A 16,217-nucleotide genomic window follows, 5' to 3' on the forward strand; every position below is an offset into this window, starting at 1 on the left:
CCTGTGTCATCCTGTCCGGCACGGGGGCCGATGGCAGCGCCGGTTTGCGCGCCATCAAGGAATTCGGCGGGCTGTGCGTTGCGCAGGACCCCGAAACCGCGCGCTATGATGGCATGCCGATGTCGGCCAAGGCGACGGGGCTTGTCGATTTCATCCGCGCGCCGGGCCGGATCATCGAGACCATAAGCCAGTTCTATTCCCACAGTTCGCTGCAACTGGACGATGTCCAGCTGGGCCAGTCCATCGAAGCGATGGTGCCCGATATCTGTGCTGTCGTCCGCAAAACATCAGGGCATGATTTCGCGCTCTACAAGATCTCGACACTGACCCGCCGGATCGAGCGCCGCATCCGTGTTCTGGGGCTGGGCGATGCGCTTGACTACCTGCGCCGCCTGCGGGTGGACGCGAACGAATGCGACAAGCTGTTCCGCGAGCTGCTGATCAACGTCACCCGCTTCTTCCGCGACCCCGAGCAGTTCGAAGCCCTGCGCCAGCGGGTGATCGAGCCTCTGGTTCAGGAAAGCACACGCGACGAGATCCGCGTCTGGATCCCCGGCTGTTCCAGCGGCGAAGAGGCCTATTCGATGGCCATGCTGTTCCATGATGCGCAGCAGCGTGTCGGCCATCATCAGCAATTACAGATCTTTGCCACCGATATCGACGAACAGATGCTGCGTATCGCGCGTCAGGGCACCTATCCGCAAGCCGCGCTGGCCGACATCCCCGAACCGTTCCGCGACCTTTATACCGTCGGGCGTGACGGGAAATTCCAGATTGTCTCGCATCTGCGCGACCGTGTGCGGTTTTCCCTGCATAGCGTTGTGCGCGATCCGCCATTCTCGAATATCGACCTGCTCTCCTGCCGCAATCTGCTGATCTATTTCGGCGACAAGTTGCAGGCCGAGGTGATGCCGATCTTCCATTTCGCGCTGCGTCCGGGGGGCACATTGTTTCTGGGTCCGTCAGAAACGGTCGGCCAGTATGACAAGCATTTCATCCCCACGGCGGCCTCCGCGCGGATTTTCACCCGCGACGACAGCCGCTCGTCCTATCCGCTGCTGATCAAGGGACAGGCCGATCAACAGCAGACCAGCCGGATCCACCTGGGCGAGAAGGATGACAGCCCCAATATGCCGCGCACCAGCACCACAGAGGCCGAAGCGCGGCTGCTGAACGCCTATGCCAACCCTGCAATGGTGGTGGACCGTTCGGGCAAGATCCTGAAGACCAGCGGCAAGCTGAGCAAATATCTCGATATCGATCTGCTTGATACCCATGTGCGCCATGCGCAGTCGGTGGCCCGCCCCGGCCTGAAGGAAGCCATTTCGGCCGCGATCCGCCATGTGGCCGAGACTGGGCGCAAATCGGTCAATCGCGACCTGTCCGCGCATTCCGAATTCGGCGTCCAGAAACTGGAGCTGCTGGCCGAGCCCCTGCCGGACCGGTCGATCCTGCTGGTGTTCCGCGATGCGGCGCGGTTCACACCGATCGAGGATCACGATTTCGACGAGGTCGAACCTTCGGACAGCCATGTGCAAAGTCTTGAGGAAGAGCTTCGCGCAACCCGCGCCCGCCTGCACACCACCGTCGAGGAGCTCGAGACCGCCAATGAAGAGCTGAAAAGCTCGAATGAAGAAATGATGTCGATGAACGAGGAGCTGCAATCGACAAACGAGGAGCTCTCGACCGTCAATGACGAGTTGAAGAACAAGATCGAAGAGCTGTCCGTGGCCAATGCCGATTTGCAGAACTTCTTCGCCTCCACCGCCCTGCCCCTGATCGTGGTGGACCAGCGCCTGCATATCCGCAATTACACGGAGTCGATCCTGACGCTCTATCCGTTCCGCCACGGCGATCGCGGACGTCCGCTGACCGATGTGACAAGCTATCTCAACGAAAACACCGAGATTTTCGAGGCGACACGGCAGGTGATTGCCCGTCAGCAGGTCCAGCAACTGACCATCACCCAGCGCGAAAGCGACAAGACATGGTCTTTGGTGATCAACCCCTACCGTATCCGCAGCGGCGAGATTGACGGCGCAACGCTGGTTTTCACCGATATCTCGCAGGCCCTGACGCTGGAACAGGAACTGGCCCGCGAGGGCGAGCGGCTGAAGCTGGCCCTTGAGGTCGCGGGGCTGGGTGTCTGGGAATATGACCGCCGCGCCAATACGCTGGATATGGACGCGCGTTGCCGGTCACTGTTCCGGCTTGACGAAAACGACGATCTGTCGAAGCCCCGCACCCTGCTGCGCCATGTTCTGCGCGACGACCGCGAGATCCTGCGCGACGGCCTGCGGCAGATGGCTGGCCCCGAAGGCAATATGGATATCGCGATCCGTCTGGACACCAAGGACCTCTCGCCACCCACGCTGAAAATCGTCGGGCGCCGCCTGTCGCATGACGCTCTGGGCCGCCGTGTCGGGGTGATCTTCGATGTGACCGATGCGCAAGAGGCGATGCAGATCCGCGAGACCATGCTGCGGGAAATGAACCACCGCGTAAAAAACATGTTCTCCATCATTTCGGGAATGACGCGCATCGCGGGGCGCAAGGCAGGCTCGGTCAAGGAATTCACCACCGAGTTGGAACAGCGCATCGCCGCCCTTGCACGGTCGCATTCGCTGACCCAGTCGGGAGATACCGGTCGCGGCCTGATGCTGCGCGAAGTGGTGAAAGTGGCGCTGGAGCCCTACGAGAAACAGGCCGAGATCCGGATTGACGGTCCGGAGGTCTATGTCCAGACGAAAGAAATCAACGCCCTGTCCCTGCTTTTCCACGAATTAGCAACCAATGCCGCGAAATATGGGGTTCTGGGACCAACGGAAGGCACACTTCAGGTAAGCTGGACCGTTGCGCCCAAAAACAAATTGATTCTTGAATGGAACGAACTCTATTCCAACCGCGTTATCCCTAGTGAATCGACGATTGGAAGCGGGTTCGGATCGACCCTGATCAAACTTTCCGCCGCGCAACTCCACGGCGATATCGAGGTCGAAACGAGCGAAGAGCAACGAACCACTAGGCTAAGCTATGGGCTGTCAGACTAACGAGCATGTACAAAAAACTGTCCTGATCTGCGAAGACGAGCCCATTGTCGCAATGGATCTCGAGATGATGGTCGGGGATATGGGCTATCGGGTGATAGGGCCCTGCGCCTCCCGCTCGGAGGCACGGACAATGATCATCAAGGAGCGCCCGGATGTGGCGATCCTTGACGTACAGTTGCGCGATGGCGAGGTGTTCCCTCTGGCCAAGCGCCTACAGGAATGCGGCACCAGTCTGGTCTTTCAATCCGGTCACAGCCGCGCCGAAGAAATCGAGACGCGCTTCCCCGGTGCCATTTTCTGTGAAAAACCTGTCTGGGGGCATCAGCTGGAAGAGGCGCTACGCCATTTTCTGGACGGCGAACAAGAGCCCGACCTCGCCGAGTAAGTCGGCCGCATAGCCGCCCGACCGGATGCTCTTCATGAAACAAAGACCCCTTGCGGGTCTTTTTCATTTCGAGCGCGTCTTTTTCATTTGCAATGCCCCGTGCGGGCGCACTGTCGGGCCGCTGTGCCATACGGGATAGCTTCTGGAACACTGCAAACGGCAAGGGGCGCAGTCCGGCGCCCCTTCCTGTGTCTGGTGTCGTGTCAGTCGAATTCGGACAGTCGGGGGCGCTTGCCGATTGTCACATGGTCGATATCCTCCGCCGCAAAGCCGCGGATCAGCGACGGGATCATCATGGAGACCAGAATGAAGATCGGCAGACCGACCACGGTGATAACCTGCTGCAGCGCGGTCAGACCGGCATCACCGGCCAGAACGATCAGCATAACGGCCACCAGCCCCTGCGCGACCCCCCAGAACACACGCTGCGGCACAGGCCCCGGCTCGGGGGTGCCGGTGCACAGCATGTCCACCACCAAAGAGGCCGAATCCGCCGAGGTGGCAAAAAAGATCGCCACGATCACCACGCCGAAGCCCTGTAAAAAACCGGCCCACGGGAAGTGCTCGAAAAAGGCGAACATCGCCAAGGGCACGCTTTGGGCGACAGCCGCACTGATCTGACCGGCCTGATCCCCCATTGCCGCACGGGCGGCAGGGCCGATACCGTCGAAATCCATCGCCTGCCAGCCAAAGATCGCAAACCAGATCAGGGTGAAAAGCGAAGGAGCGGCCAGCACACCGAAAACGAATTCGCGGATCGTACGCCCACGCGAGATCCGCGCGACGAACAGTCCGATGAAGGGCGACCAGGTCACTGTCCATGCCCAATAGAAGACAGTCCAGCTTCCCTGCCAGCCCCAGCTCGGAGTTGCGGGATTCTCATCGGCCAGCATGTCGTTCCAGAAGGCCAGACGCGGCAGATTTTCGAAATACAGCCCGAAGGTTTCCACCACGCCCCGCAGCAGGAACAGCGTCGAGCCGGTCACCAGCACAAACACCATCAGCGCCACGGCCATACCGATATTGAGGTTCGAGAGGAACTTCACCCCTTTATCGAGCCCTGCGGTGATCGAGCCAACGGCGACCCCTGTCAGGACGGTCAGAATGATCACCTTGAGCACCGTGTCATCGCGCAGCCCGAACAGGGCCGACAGCCCCGCCGCGATCTGGCTTGACCCCAGCCCTAGCGAGACCGCCACGCCAAAGAGCGTCCCGAGGATCGCGGCAATATCGATCGCCTTCCCCCAAGGGCCGTAAATCCGCTCTTTCAGAAGGGGATAGAACACCGAACTGACACGGATCGGCAGGTCGTAGCGATTGATGAAATAGGCGAAGGCCAGACCGGGAAGTGTAAAAATCGTCCAAGTGTGCAGGCCCAGATGGTAGATCGCAATCGACATCGCGTCCTGCGCGGCCTGCGTGCTATAGGGTTCGACCCCCGGCAACGGTGGTTTCGAGAAATGGCTGATCGGTTCGGCCACGCCCCAGAACATCAGCACGGTGCCGATTCCACCGGCAAACAGCATCGTGAACCAGCTCAGATTGGAATATTCGGGACGGGAATCGCGCGGCCCCAGCCGGATATGACCATGACGCGACATCGCCGCCCAGATCAGAAATCCCAGCCAGACATTGACGCCGAGGATGAAAAACCAGCCCAGATTGACGGTGATCCATTCGCGTCCGGCAGCGAAGGCATCGCCAATCGGACCCGGCGCGATCACCAGCAGGATGACAAAGGCAACCATGAAGAGTGCCGAGATGAAGAAGATATAAGGATCGGTTCGCAAACCGAGTTTGCGCACAAGTGAATGCACGTCGTTCTCCCTGTTTCGGGCTCGGGGGACGTGCCACCCAAGCATTGCGTTTCTTGAACGTCGTCGTTCGTGATCGGGAGAAATCCCGATCAGGGCGGGTCATTACCTAGAGCAATTTTCGCAAAAACCCAACCAAGGACCGGTTTCAGGCCCGATTCACGTGAAAAAGGCCGCACCTGTAGAGATGCGGCCTTTTTGCATTATGCGTATTTCGTTCCGATCAGACCGGCGGTTTGCCGCGGATCGCGCGGGCCACCATAGCCACCACGAACAGGATCAGGAAGATCACGAACAGGATCTGCGCGATCCCTGCGGATGCACCGGCAATGCCCCCGAAACCAAGAGCGGCGGCGATCAGTGCGATAATAAGAAATGTAAGAGCCCAGCCAAGCATAGGAACCTCCATCGGTTGTTTCTGGCAATCATCTTGCGTTCTGGCAGGTCAACGTTGCATTTTGCTCGGAGGTTCCGCGAAAAGATTGCAAAATCCAACGGGAACCCGAACACCCCGAGCGGCGTTTGCGCGCGTTCGTTCCAGTTCCCGGATTTCGACCCGTTCCCGCTTTTCCCGACTTTTCCCTACCGCGAGAGGCCCGACAAAAAGACACAGCCCCCGTCGCGCCTTGGGAACCTTCCCCGAGATCGGGCGTTTAGTCGCCAGATGCGGGTCAGCCGACTTCGCCTCGCCCCCAAGACGACCAAAGAGTAAGTTATGAACGAACATCACCCCGAACATACGACCAGCCCCGACACCGGCCTGACCGATACGGCGCTGCGTGCCTTTGAAAAGGGCCGTCAACTCGGGCGGGATGAGATGGCCTTTGCCCGTGCCGAGATCGCGCAGGCGGGGGCCAATCTGCGTGTTGCGGCAGTATGTCTGGGTATCGCCCTTGCAACGGCTATCGCCCTGCTCGCGGCCCTTTCGCAAACGCTGGTCTATGCGCTTCAGGCTGCGGGGCTTGCCCCCGTCTGGGCGGCCCTGATCACCACCGTTCTATTGATGCTTCTTGGGGGACTTCTGGCGCTGCGGGCCTTTGTGCTGCTGCGCCGTGCTGCGGCGACCCCGCAAACAATCATCACCAAAATCTCTGCCGATCTGCAGAATCTCAAGGAGAGCCTGAAATGAGCGAGAAAGCCACCATCAAGGAAATCGAAAACCGCCTGAACAAAGACAAGGCCGATCTGGCCGGTACGCTGGCCGATTTGACGGGCCGCGTTGCACCGGGTCTTCTGGCCGAGCATGTGTCTGACTTCATTCGTGAAAACGCGACCCCCTATGCCAAACGCGCCGAAGCGACCATCCGCGAGAATCCGGTGGCCTTTGCCTTGGCGGGCGCAGGTCTGGCATGGTTCCTTCTGGGCCGCAAAAACGGCGCGGAAACTGCGGAAACCGGCTCTGTTGCAACGGCAGCCGAAAGCGCGGCCAATGACTGGTCGGAAGAGATCGACCGCCTGCGGGCCAGCGCCACGCTGCGGCTGCGCGAACTGGAAAGCGAAGCCGAGGACAATACCCAATCGGGCCGCGATTTCGTAAAGGAACGCGCCGATATGATCTCGAAATTCTCGGGCGATGTGCGCACGAAACTGTCCAAGGATCTCGAAGACCTGTCTGCGGAGGCCCGCAAACATGTGATTGAAGCCCGCGAGCGCGCTTATGCCGCCAAGCTCAAGGCGCAGGAATACGGCACCCGCGCCGCAACCGAGACGCGCCAGTTCGTGGCCGACCATCCGGTGGTCATTGCGGTGCTGAGCCTTGCCGTGGGCGCTGCCGTTCTTGCCGCAATGCCCAAGGACAAGCTGCGCAATACGGCAGCAGGCCCCTATATCGACCGCGCCAAGGAAGAGGCGATGTCGTTCTATCGCGAAGAGAAAAAACGCGCCGAAGAGCTTGCGGCCCGCGTGAAGAAAGAAGCGCTTGATGCCGCGCGCGACGTTGCGCGCAGCGCCGAGAAGGAAGGGTCGGACCTTGGAGACCGTCTTGCGGAAGAATTCTCCAAAGAGGCCAGCGCTTCGGTGAAAAACCTGCGCAGCCATCTTCAGACCAATGGTGTGGCGCATTAAGCGACAGAGAAATGCATGCAGGAAAGCCGGAGGAAACTCCGGCTTTTTTGATTTTCTGAAATCCGAATAACCTGTTGTGAAATTTATGCCTTCCGCAGGAACAAAGGCGAAAATTCAGACGTTGGGCGCGAAACAGAGGATATCTTTCATGAGTCGCCTAGAGACCCTGTCACGTATTGCCGTCATCTTTTTAGGGGCGGTGGGCGTTGTCTTCGCGCTCGTACAGGTGGAAAGCATCTTTGCCCCGATGATCCTTGCACTGGTCGCGGGCATCGTTCTTTCACCCGTTTCCGACACATGGGAGAAAATGGGGTTCTCGCCCGTCTGGGGGGCGCTGACTTCGCTAATCTTCTCATTGCTGATCGTGGCGATGATTGTCCTGATTTTCCAGCCTCTGGTCTATCAGATCGTGGATCAGGCCCCGAAGGTCTGGCAGGATATGCGCTCGACCATCGACAGCTATAAAAGCGCCATCTCCAATCTCAACTCCATGAGCGACCGCATTCAGGAAGCGGTCAGCGATTCTGCGGCCAAGACCGGAGAAGATGGTGGCGGGGTGCAAATGCCGACGCTCTCGGATGCGCTGATGCTGGCCCCTTCGATGTTCGCGCAGTTTCTGGTGTTTATCGGCACGCTCTTCTTTTTTCTACTGACCCGCAGCGAAGTCTACGCTTGGGTCGCGCGCCATCTGTCGGAACCGGCGGACCGCGCAACAACGGCCAAACGTCTGCGCGCGGCAGAACGCAAGGTGTCGCGTTACTTCCTGACCATTACCCTGATCAATGCGGGGCTGGGGCTGGCAACAGGGCTTGTTCTGACTGCGCTTGGCATGCCCGGTGCGATGCTCTGGGGGCTTGTCGCGTTTCTTATCAACTTCGTGCTCTATATCGGTCCGGCCTGTCTGATCGTGGCCTTGGTCTTTGCAGGCGTAGCGGCCTTCGACGGCTTCTATTCACTTCTGCCCGCAATCCTTTACGCCAGCCTGAACGCGATGGAGGGCCAGTTTGTGACGCCTGCACTCGTTGGCAAACATATGCGCCTGAATCCGCTGCTGGTCTTTCTCTCGCTGATCTTCGGGATCTGGCTCTGGGGACCGGTAGGCGGGATTGTGGCGATTCCGCTTCTGCTATGGGGGCTGGTGCTGGCCGATGGCCTGCCTGAAAGTCAGGCGGAACGGCTTATGGCCACCAAGATCACCGAATAACACCGTGCAAGGCCCCTTGGTTTGGGGCGGCTTCCGCGCTAAACCCTGATCTCCGGTCGCAGCCCACCCGGATGCATCAAAACAGGGAAGCTTTCATGAAAACCATCGTCATCTGTTCCGGCGGCCTCGATTCCGTCACTCTGGCCGATAAGATCGCTGCCGAACACAGCCTTGTCGGGCTGGTCTCCTTTGACTACGGCCAGCGTCACCGCAAAGAGCTGGATTTTGCGGCCCGCGCGGCCCGGCGTCTTGGCGTCAAGCATGACATCATCGATATGCGCGGCATCGGGGCTTCACTGACCGGCTCGGCGCTGACCGATGATGTGGATGTGCCCGATGGCCATTATGCCGAAGAGACGATGCGCATCACCGTCGTCCCGAACCGTAACGCGATCATGCTGACCATCGCTTTCGGGATTGCGGCGGCCCGTGGCGCCGATGCGGTGGCCACGGCGGTGCATGGCGGCGACCATTTCATCTATCCCGACTGCCGCCCCGCCTTTACCGAGGCCTTCGAGGCGATGCAGAAACAGGCGCTCGATGGTTATGCCGATGTGTCTCTTTATACGCCCTTCGTCCGCGTGCCGAAATCGGCGATTGTCGAGGAAGGCGCACGGCTGGGCACGGATTTCGCCCAGACCTGGTCCTGCTATAAGGGCGGGGAAAACCACTGCGGGCGCTGCGGCACCTGCGTCGAGCGGCGCGAGGCCTTCGATCTGGCGGGCGTGACTGATCCTACCGTCTATGACGATCCGGATTTCTGGAAAGCTGCGGTGGAAAAAGCGCGCTGATTACTTCGCCTTCGGGCGGAAGGCTTTGATCTTGGCGGGGTCTGTCTCGATATACCCTGCCCCGATCAGATCGAGGCAATAGGGCACAGCGGCGAAAACGCGGTTGAGGCAGGTCGCTATGGCCGAAGGCTTACCCGGCAGCGTAATGATCAGCGATTTCCCTGCAATACCAGCGGTCTGGCGCGACAGAATGGCCGTGGGCACCTCTTCCAGCGAGGCGCTGCGCATTTCCTCGCCAAACCCCAACAGCTCTTTCTCCATCACATCGGCCACGCCCTCGGGCGTCTGGTCGCGGGGCGCAGGGCCGGTGCCGCCGGTGACAAGGATCAGATCGGCCTCTTGGCCCACCAATTCGCGCAGCTTTTCGGCCACGCTTTCGCGCCCGTCGGGGATGATATGGCGCGAGATGCTTAGCGGCGAGGTCACCACGCCGCCAAGCCAGTCTTCGCAGCCCGGACCGCCCTTGTCTTCATATTCCCCCGCAAAGGCGCGGTCGGAAACGGTGACGATGGCGGCATGGGGCTGCGATTTGCTCATTTTGCCACGCGTGCGTTGCGGGTCGCGATCAGCTTCAGACGCAGAGCGTTCAGGTTGATGAAGCCCGCCGCGTCCTTCTGGTCATAGGCGCCTGCATCTTCCTCGAAGGTCACGTGCTTCTCGGAATAGAGCGAATACTCCGACCAGCGCGCCACGGTGCGGGCCGCGCCCTTGAACAGCATCAGCTTCACGGTGCCGGTGACATATTCCTGCGTCTTGTCGATCAGCGCCTGCAGCGCCTCACGCTCGGGCGAGAACCAGAAGCCGTTATAGATCAGCTCGGCATAGCGCGGCATGATCGAATCCTTCAGGTGACCCGCACCGGAATCCAGCGTGATCTGCTCGATGCCGCGGTGTGCTTCCAGAAGAATGGTGCCGCCGGGGGTCTCGTAGACGCCGCGCGATTTCATACCGACGAAGCGGTTTTCCACGAAGTCCAGACGGCCAATGCCGTGCTTCTTGCCCAGCTCGTTCAGCTTGGTCAGGATCGAGGCCGGGCTCATCGCCTCGCCATTGATCGAGACAGCATCGCCCTTCTCGAACCCGATCTCGATATATTCCGGCTCGTTCGGTGCGTCGAGGACCGGATCATCGGTGCGCTGATAGACATAATCGGGCGCCATATCGCCCGGATTTTCCAGAACCTTGCCCTCGGAAGAGGTGTGCAGCAGGTTCGCATCCACCGAGAAGGGGGCCTCGCCACGCTTGTCTTTGGCAATCGGGATCTGGTTCTTCTCGGCGAAGTCCAGAAGTGCGGTCCGCGAATGCAGGTCCCATTCACGCCAAGGCGCGATCACCTTGATCGAGGGATCAAGCGCATAGGCGGCCAGCTCGAAACGGACCTGATCGTTGCCCTTGCCGGTCGCGCCATGCGCCACGGCATCGGCACCGGTTGCCTTGGCGATTTCCACCAGACGCTTAGAGATCAGCGGACGCGCGATCGAGGTGCCCAGCAGGTAGAGACCTTCGTAAACGGCATTGGCGCGGAACATCGGGAAAACGAAATCGCGCACGAATTCCTCGCGCACGTCTTCAATAAAGATGTTTTCCGGCTTGATGCCTAGCATCTCGGCCTTCTTGCGTGCGGGGTCCAGCTCTTCGCCCTGACCGAGATCGGCGGTGAAGGTAACGACCTCACAGCCATATTCGGTTTGCAGCCATTTGAGGATGATCGAGGTATCGAGGCCGCCGGAATAGGCGAGCACGACTTTCTTGGGCGCGGACATTGACATCTCCCGAGGAACAGATTTTGACGTGGGGATAGAGCGTTTTTTTCTGTGCTACAAGGCCTAGTGGCGTTTTGGCACGCCTGCATTTGAAAGAGATAAAATGTTACCCAGCATTCTGCAGACCGCATTACGCGATATTTTCCGTGATCTAGGCCGAACAGCGCGCATTCTATTCGTACCCGCCATCTTCTGCTTTGCCGCCTTTCTTGGCCTCTGCGTCTGGCTTCCCCAGACCATGTCCGTCGACTTGGTTGATTTCCTAACCGGCATACCCCTTTCCATCATGGGCCTCTGGATCGCAGTTTCATGGCATCGATACGCTTTAGCCGATCTGGCAAAACCGCTTTCGCGCTTTGGGTTTATCGGGCGTTGCGGCTTTTATCTGCTCGTCGGGATTGTGATCTGTTTGGCGGTGTTCATCTGCTCCATTCCTTTCCAGATGCTTGCGAAGGCCGCGTTTTTCGAGGCGGATAGTGTTGTGCTGACAGCATTCGCAATAGCGATCTCAGCCCTATGCCTTGGTATGATCGGCCTACGACTCGCCATTCTTCTGCCCGCAGTGGCCTTGGGGCCAACGACCGACAGCTTCCGTATGATGTGGCGCAGGACCAAAAAGATGTGGCTGCCTTTGTGTGGGATTGTTCTAATAATGGGCTTGGGTTTTGGCCTCGTCACAGGCGGTATTCTCGGAACCGACGTACTGCTCGATCTTGTATTTACGCCCAGCAGCCTCCCTTGGGATATCGCTCGTGCTACGGTAGAGATCTTCGCACAGCTCCTCATAACACTTGGCTGGGTGGCCCTGCTGTCGTCACTTTACCGGCATGTGTATGACCGAAATTCTTGAAATCTGCTTGCGCCTTTTTCAACCATGCGTATTCCATGAGCCATGACAGATTTTGCCCTGAACGCCCAAGCCTCCGCCCGCGCGCTGCGCGACCTTTTCGAGCCGACGTCCCTGCTGCGGAACGACTTCCTGTCCGAGCGCTACGGGGCGGATATCTGGCTCAAGCGCGAAGATCTGACACCCGTGCGCAGCTACAAGCTGCGCGGAGCCTTCACCGCGATGCGCAAACTGCGCTTGGCCGACCCGAGCGCGGATCATTTCGTTTGCGCCAGCGCGGGCAACCATGCGCAGGGTCTAGCCTATACCTGCCGGCACTTCGGGGTCAGGGGCACGATTTTCATGCCGGTGACAACGCCGCAGCAGAAGATCGATAAAACCCGCAGCTTTGGCGGCGATAACGTCGAGATCGTGCTGACGGGGGATTATTTCGACGACACTCTGGCGGCCAGCCAAGCTTTCTGTGCAGAGGCAGGCGCGCATTTCTTGGCGCCTTTCGACAATAGCGATGTGATCGAAGGTCAGGCGACCGTGGCCGTGGAACTGCTGGACCAGCTTGGGCGCGCGCCGGATTTCGTCACCATTCCGGTGGGCGGCGGCGGGCTGTCAGCCGGTGTCACGCGCTATCTCGGGGCCGCCAGCCCCAAAACGCAATTCCGCTATGTCGAACCTATGGGCGGCCGGAGCCTCCATGCCGCCTTGGAAGCCGGTGAACTGGTCACCCTGCCCCATGTCGACAGTTTCGTAGACGGCGCGGCTGTGGCGCGGATTGGCCAGGCCCCTTTCGAAGCCCTGCGCGACGTCCCCGCAGATCATGTGTTCGGCGCGCCTGAAAACCGGATCTGCCGAACCATGCTGGAGCTTCTCAATGTCGAAGGCATCGTGTTGGAACCTGCGGGGGCGATGTCGATCGACATGCTACAGGACATGCGCGACGAAATTGCCGGCAAGACTGTGGTCTGTATCGTTTCCGGAGGGAATTTCGACTTTGAACGTCTGCCCGATGTCAAGGAACGGGCGCAGCGCTATTCGGGACTGAAGAAATATTTCATTCTGCGTATGCCGCAACGTCCGGGCGCGCTCAAAGATTTTCTGCAGATGCTTGGTCCGCAGGACGATATCGCCCGCTTCGAATATCTGAAGAAATCAGCCCGCAATTTCGGTTCGGTGCTGATTGGCATCGAAACGCGCGATCCGACGAGCTTCGGCAAATTGACCCAGCAGCTTGATCAGGCCGGCTTTACATATCGCGACATTACAGAAGATGCCATTTTGGCCGAGTTTCTGATCTGACGCGAACGCCCCCCACCGATCCGCTGATTGGTGGGGGGCTGACGATATCAGGCCGCGCTGAGGAACTCGCCCACGCGGGCCATGAAATCTTTTTTGGACGCCGCATAGATATCGAGAATCGCGGAGACATCCACTTCGGACGACCGGCCTGCCGCAGAAAGCCGTTCGCCCTCTTGGCACATCACGCCAAAAGCACGGAAGCCGAGATTCCACGCAGAGCCTTTGAGGAAGTGCAAATCTTCTTCCAGCTTTTCGGGACGGGTCCCCAAACGCATGACCACACCCTCGACTTCGTCCATAAAGAGCTCGACGACTTCACCGAAGCCATCTGCCCCAATTTCGGATTGCAACTCGGCAACCCGATCCCAATCGATCATCTGAACCTCCACCAAAGGGCAACACCACCAGCGACAAGGCTAGGCAAGAAAACTTGCCAAAAACTTAAGCGCGGAAACTTACTGGGATTTACGCCAAATTAAGAGTGGCTGCGCCAAAGATGGCCATCAGTAGTGTCACGAGGAGCGGAATCGGCTTGCAGGATCCTCTGTATAAGCTTTCGCCGGCCACCCAAACGCCGGACGAGAATGCGCGCCGCAGCGTGCTTGTTGTCGATGACAGCAAAATGCAGCGTCGTATTCTATCGGCGCAGCTTTCACGGTCCGGCTATGATGTCACCGAAGCCGCCTCTGCCGAAGAGGCGCTTGAGATTTGCCAGCAGTTCGAGCCGGATATCGTCATCTCCGACTGGATGATGACCGGCATGTCCGGTGTGGAATTTTGCCGTAAATTCCGTGAAATGCCACGGGCAGGTTATGGCTATTTCATTCTGCTGACATCCAAATCGGAAAAAGCCGAAGTGGCACTGGGCCTGCAAAGCGGGGCCGATGATTTTCTGGCCAAGCCGGTCAACGGGAACGAGTTGCGCGCGCGCCTGCAGGCCGGTGACCGGATCTTGCGTATGGAGCGCGAACTGACGCGAAAGAACCAGCTTCTGAGTTCGACGCTGGATGAGCTGAAAACCGTACATGAAGGTATTCGGCGCGATCTGTCCGAGGCACGGCAGCTCCAGCAAAGCCTTGTCAAAGAAAGATACCGGAGCTTCGGCAGCTCGGAGGTAACGCTCATGCTCCGGCCCTGCGGTCAGGTGGGCGGTGATCTTGTGGGCTTTTTCCCGATCAATGCGCGGCGTGTCGGGCTTTATGGCATCGATGTCTCCGGCCACGGTATTACATCGGCCCTGATGACCGCGCGGCTTGCGGGGTATCTTTCGGGCTCTTCGCCCGATCAGAACATCGCCTTGGTCCTCTCGGATTTCGGGATCTACGAAGGCATGGACCCGGGCGAGCTGGCGACCTATCTCAACAAACTCGTTCTGGATGAAATGCAGACCGAGAGCTATTTCACGATGGTCTATGCCGATGTGGATCTGGTCTCGGGCGAGGTTCTGATGGTGCAGGGCGGGCATCCACATCCCGTCAAGCAACGCATTGATGGCACGATAGAGCTTCTGGGACAGGGCGGCCTGCCCGTGGGGCTGATCGAGGAAGCCCAATATGAGACGTTCTCGACCGTGCTCGAACCCGGCGAAAGGTTGATTCTGATGTCGGATGGCATCACGGAAGCAACCGCGCATGACGGCCAGTTGCTTATGGAGAACGGGCTCGACAGCATGCTGAAGACGCTCTCCAATCTCAACGGCAACGGCTTCCTTGATGCGCTTTACTGGGAGGTCGAGAATTACGCCGATGGCAATCTGACAGATGATGTCTCTGCCGTTTTCTTCGAATTCAACGGCGCGAAGCGGAACGCGGACTGACCCTTCGCGCGGAGGCTTACGGTTCGCGCAGGGCCTCGCGGGATTTGTAGAGCGGCTTGAGCAGATACTGCAGAATGGTCTTCTCGCCGGTATGCAACTCCACCGTCGCCTGCATGCCGGGACGGATTTCCAGATTGCGCTGGCGCTCTGTCAGATCAGACAGGTCCACACTCAACGTAACCTCGTAATGTGGCTGCGCATTTGGGTCTTTCTCGTCTTTGAACGTATCGGCAGAGACCACAACCACCTTACCGGTCAGGCTGCCATAGATCGTGTAATCATAGGCCGAAAGCTTGATCGTGGCATCCTGCCCCGCACGAACATTCGCAATATCTTTCGGTGCGATCTGGGCGTCGATATACAACTCTTCGCCCTCGGGAATGATCTGCATGATCTGCTGGCCCGGCTGGACGACACCGCCGATCGTGGTGACCGATAGCTGGTTGATGATCCCCCGCATCGGGGCCACCAAAGTGGTGCGGCCCAGTTGATCTTCCGAAAGTTTGAGTTGCTGACGCAGGGTGCCCAGCTTGTTCAGCGTATCCGAATAATCGGAGGCCCGATCCAGCTCGGTTTTGGTAATGATTTCATTGAGCTGGTTCTGCGCATCCTCGAAGGCCTTGCGCGATTTGGTTACCTCGATCAGTGGCGCAACCTGCTTTTCATACATGCGTTCAACAAGGTCACGCTCTGCCTTTGCCTGTGCAACCACGGCTTTCGCCCCCGATACACGGGCGTGATAATCTTCCAGCCGCGCCTCAAGCAGCCCCGATTCCGAGGCGATGATATCGGGCACAAGGCGGATCTGCTCTCTGGTCGGGTTGAAAATCAGCGTATCTTTCATCTCGGCTTCAAGCCGCATCTGGCGGATTTCAAGCCCCGCGATCTGGTCCCGCAAATCATCGGTCTGGGTCTGGTATTGCGTGGCATACAGCTTCGCCAGCACCTGCCCCGCCTCGACATGATCCCCCTCGGCCACATCCAGCTCTGCCAGAATTCCACCCTCGAGGTTCTGGATGATCTGCGGGCGCGACGACGACACGATCTCCCCCGGACCGCGCACAATCTGGTCAACCCAAGCCATTGAAGCCCAAAGCAGAAAGATCGCAAGTGCGATCCCGACCAGCCAGACAGTCATGCTCATCCGTTTGGTGCGGGTAAGGATCACACTGGGGTCGATCGTGGCCATG

At 59.0% G+C, this 16,217-nt stretch carries 15 protein-coding genes (1 of these 15 only partly in view); 9 read left to right on the forward strand and 6 right to left on the reverse strand.

Translation table 11 applies throughout. The annotated features are described in order from the left end of the window. Window positions 1–3,050 carry the 3' portion of a chemotaxis protein CheB gene (locus WDB86_RS09705; protein ID WP_406735796.1) on the forward strand. The gene continues 376 nt to the left of window position 1, outside the view, so the window shows 3,050 of its 3,426 coding nt (coding positions 377–3,426); its start codon lies off the left edge, out of view; its stop codon occupies window positions 3,048–3,050. After that, window positions 3,034–3,435: a response regulator gene (locus tag WDB86_RS09710; protein WP_339108665.1), complete on the forward strand. Its 402-nt coding sequence runs from the start codon at window positions 3,034–3,036 to the stop codon at window positions 3,433–3,435. Before WDB86_RS09705 ends, WDB86_RS09710 begins: the two co-directional genes overlap by 17 nt. 203 nt (window positions 3,436–3,638) lie before the next feature. On the opposite strand, the gene WDB86_RS09715 is transcribed toward WDB86_RS09710, so the two are convergent. After that, window positions 3,639–5,252, reverse strand: coding sequence for a BCCT family transporter (locus WDB86_RS09715; protein ID WP_339108664.1), 1,614 nt, complete (start codon window positions 5,250–5,252; stop codon window positions 3,639–3,641). A gap of 220 nt (window positions 5,253–5,472) precedes the next feature. After that, window positions 5,473–5,646: a DUF1328 domain-containing protein gene (locus tag WDB86_RS09720; protein ID WP_339108663.1), complete on the reverse strand. Its 174-nt coding sequence runs from the start codon at window positions 5,644–5,646 to the stop codon at window positions 5,473–5,475. Between the two features lie 318 nt (window positions 5,647–5,964). On the opposite strand from WDB86_RS09720, the gene WDB86_RS09725 reads away from it, so the two are divergent. The 4 genes from WDB86_RS09725 to queC all read left to right on the forward strand — a co-directional run bounded on the left by WDB86_RS09725 (window position 5,965) and on the right by queC (window position 9,308). After that, complete coding sequence (locus tag WDB86_RS09725) at window positions 5,965–6,378, forward strand: phage holin family protein (RefSeq protein ID WP_339108662.1); 414 nt, start codon at window positions 5,965–5,967, stop codon at window positions 6,376–6,378. Then, window positions 6,375–7,313, forward strand: a complete 939-nt coding sequence (locus WDB86_RS09730; protein ID WP_406735797.1) for a hypothetical protein — start codon at window positions 6,375–6,377, stop codon at window positions 7,311–7,313. Before WDB86_RS09725 ends, WDB86_RS09730 begins: the two co-directional genes overlap by 4 nt. A 148-nt stretch (window positions 7,314–7,461) precedes the next feature. Further along, complete coding sequence (locus WDB86_RS09735) at window positions 7,462–8,517, forward strand: AI-2E family transporter (RefSeq protein ID WP_339108660.1); 1,056 nt, start codon at window positions 7,462–7,464, stop codon at window positions 8,515–8,517. Window positions 8,518–8,612: 95 nt separating this feature from the next. Beyond that, entirely contained in the window at window positions 8,613–9,308 is a 696-nt protein-coding gene (gene queC, locus WDB86_RS09740) for a 7-cyano-7-deazaguanine synthase QueC (RefSeq protein WP_406735798.1), read from the forward strand. Here queC and mog read toward each other — a convergent pair whose 3' ends face one another. Together mog and WDB86_RS09750 are read right to left on the reverse strand one after the other, a co-directional pair. Beyond that, on the reverse strand, window positions 9,309–9,845 hold the full coding sequence (gene mog / locus WDB86_RS09745) for a molybdopterin adenylyltransferase (RefSeq protein WP_406735799.1): 537 nt from the start codon (window positions 9,843–9,845) through the stop codon (window positions 9,309–9,311). Next, on the reverse strand, window positions 9,842–11,071 hold the full coding sequence (locus WDB86_RS09750) for an argininosuccinate synthase (RefSeq protein ID WP_406721535.1): 1,230 nt from the start codon (window positions 11,069–11,071) through the stop codon (window positions 9,842–9,844). The genes mog and WDB86_RS09750 overlap by 4 nt, the downstream gene beginning before the upstream one ends. A 103-nt stretch (window positions 11,072–11,174) precedes the next feature. Between WDB86_RS09750 and WDB86_RS09755 the strand changes: the two genes are divergently transcribed. Both WDB86_RS09755 and ilvA read left to right on the forward strand, forming a co-directional pair. Next, window positions 11,175–11,921 (forward strand): hypothetical protein, encoded by a 747-nt coding sequence (locus tag WDB86_RS09755; RefSeq protein ID WP_406735800.1) that lies wholly within the window; start codon window positions 11,175–11,177, stop codon window positions 11,919–11,921. A gap of 42 nt (window positions 11,922–11,963) precedes the next feature. Beyond that, entirely contained in the window at window positions 11,964–13,211 is a 1,248-nt protein-coding gene (gene ilvA, locus WDB86_RS09760) for a threonine ammonia-lyase IlvA (RefSeq protein WP_406735801.1), read from the forward strand. 47 nt (window positions 13,212–13,258) lie between these two features. Here ilvA and WDB86_RS09765 read toward each other — a convergent pair whose 3' ends face one another. Then, the gene (locus WDB86_RS09765; protein ID WP_339108654.1) at window positions 13,259–13,588 is read right to left on the reverse strand and encodes an Hpt domain-containing protein; all 330 of its coding nucleotides are present in this window, start codon (window positions 13,586–13,588) and stop codon (window positions 13,259–13,261) included. A 155-nt stretch (window positions 13,589–13,743) separates the two neighbouring features. Between WDB86_RS09765 and WDB86_RS09770 the strand changes: the two genes are divergently transcribed. Beyond that, on the forward strand, window positions 13,744–15,027 hold the full coding sequence (locus WDB86_RS09770) for a SpoIIE family protein phosphatase (RefSeq protein ID WP_339108653.1): 1,284 nt from the start codon (window positions 13,744–13,746) through the stop codon (window positions 15,025–15,027). A 16-nt stretch (window positions 15,028–15,043) separates the two neighbouring features. Here WDB86_RS09770 and WDB86_RS09775 read toward each other — a convergent pair whose 3' ends face one another. Beyond that, complete coding sequence (locus tag WDB86_RS09775; RefSeq protein ID WP_339108652.1) at window positions 15,044–16,216, reverse strand: HlyD family type I secretion periplasmic adaptor subunit; 1,173 nt, start codon at window positions 16,214–16,216, stop codon at window positions 15,044–15,046. Between the last annotated feature and the right edge of the window lies 1 nt (window position 16,217).

Source organism: Thioclava sp. GXIMD4215 (assembly GCF_045291555.1).
Lineage (GTDB): Bacteria > Pseudomonadota > Alphaproteobacteria > Rhodobacterales > Rhodobacteraceae > Thioclava > Thioclava litoralis.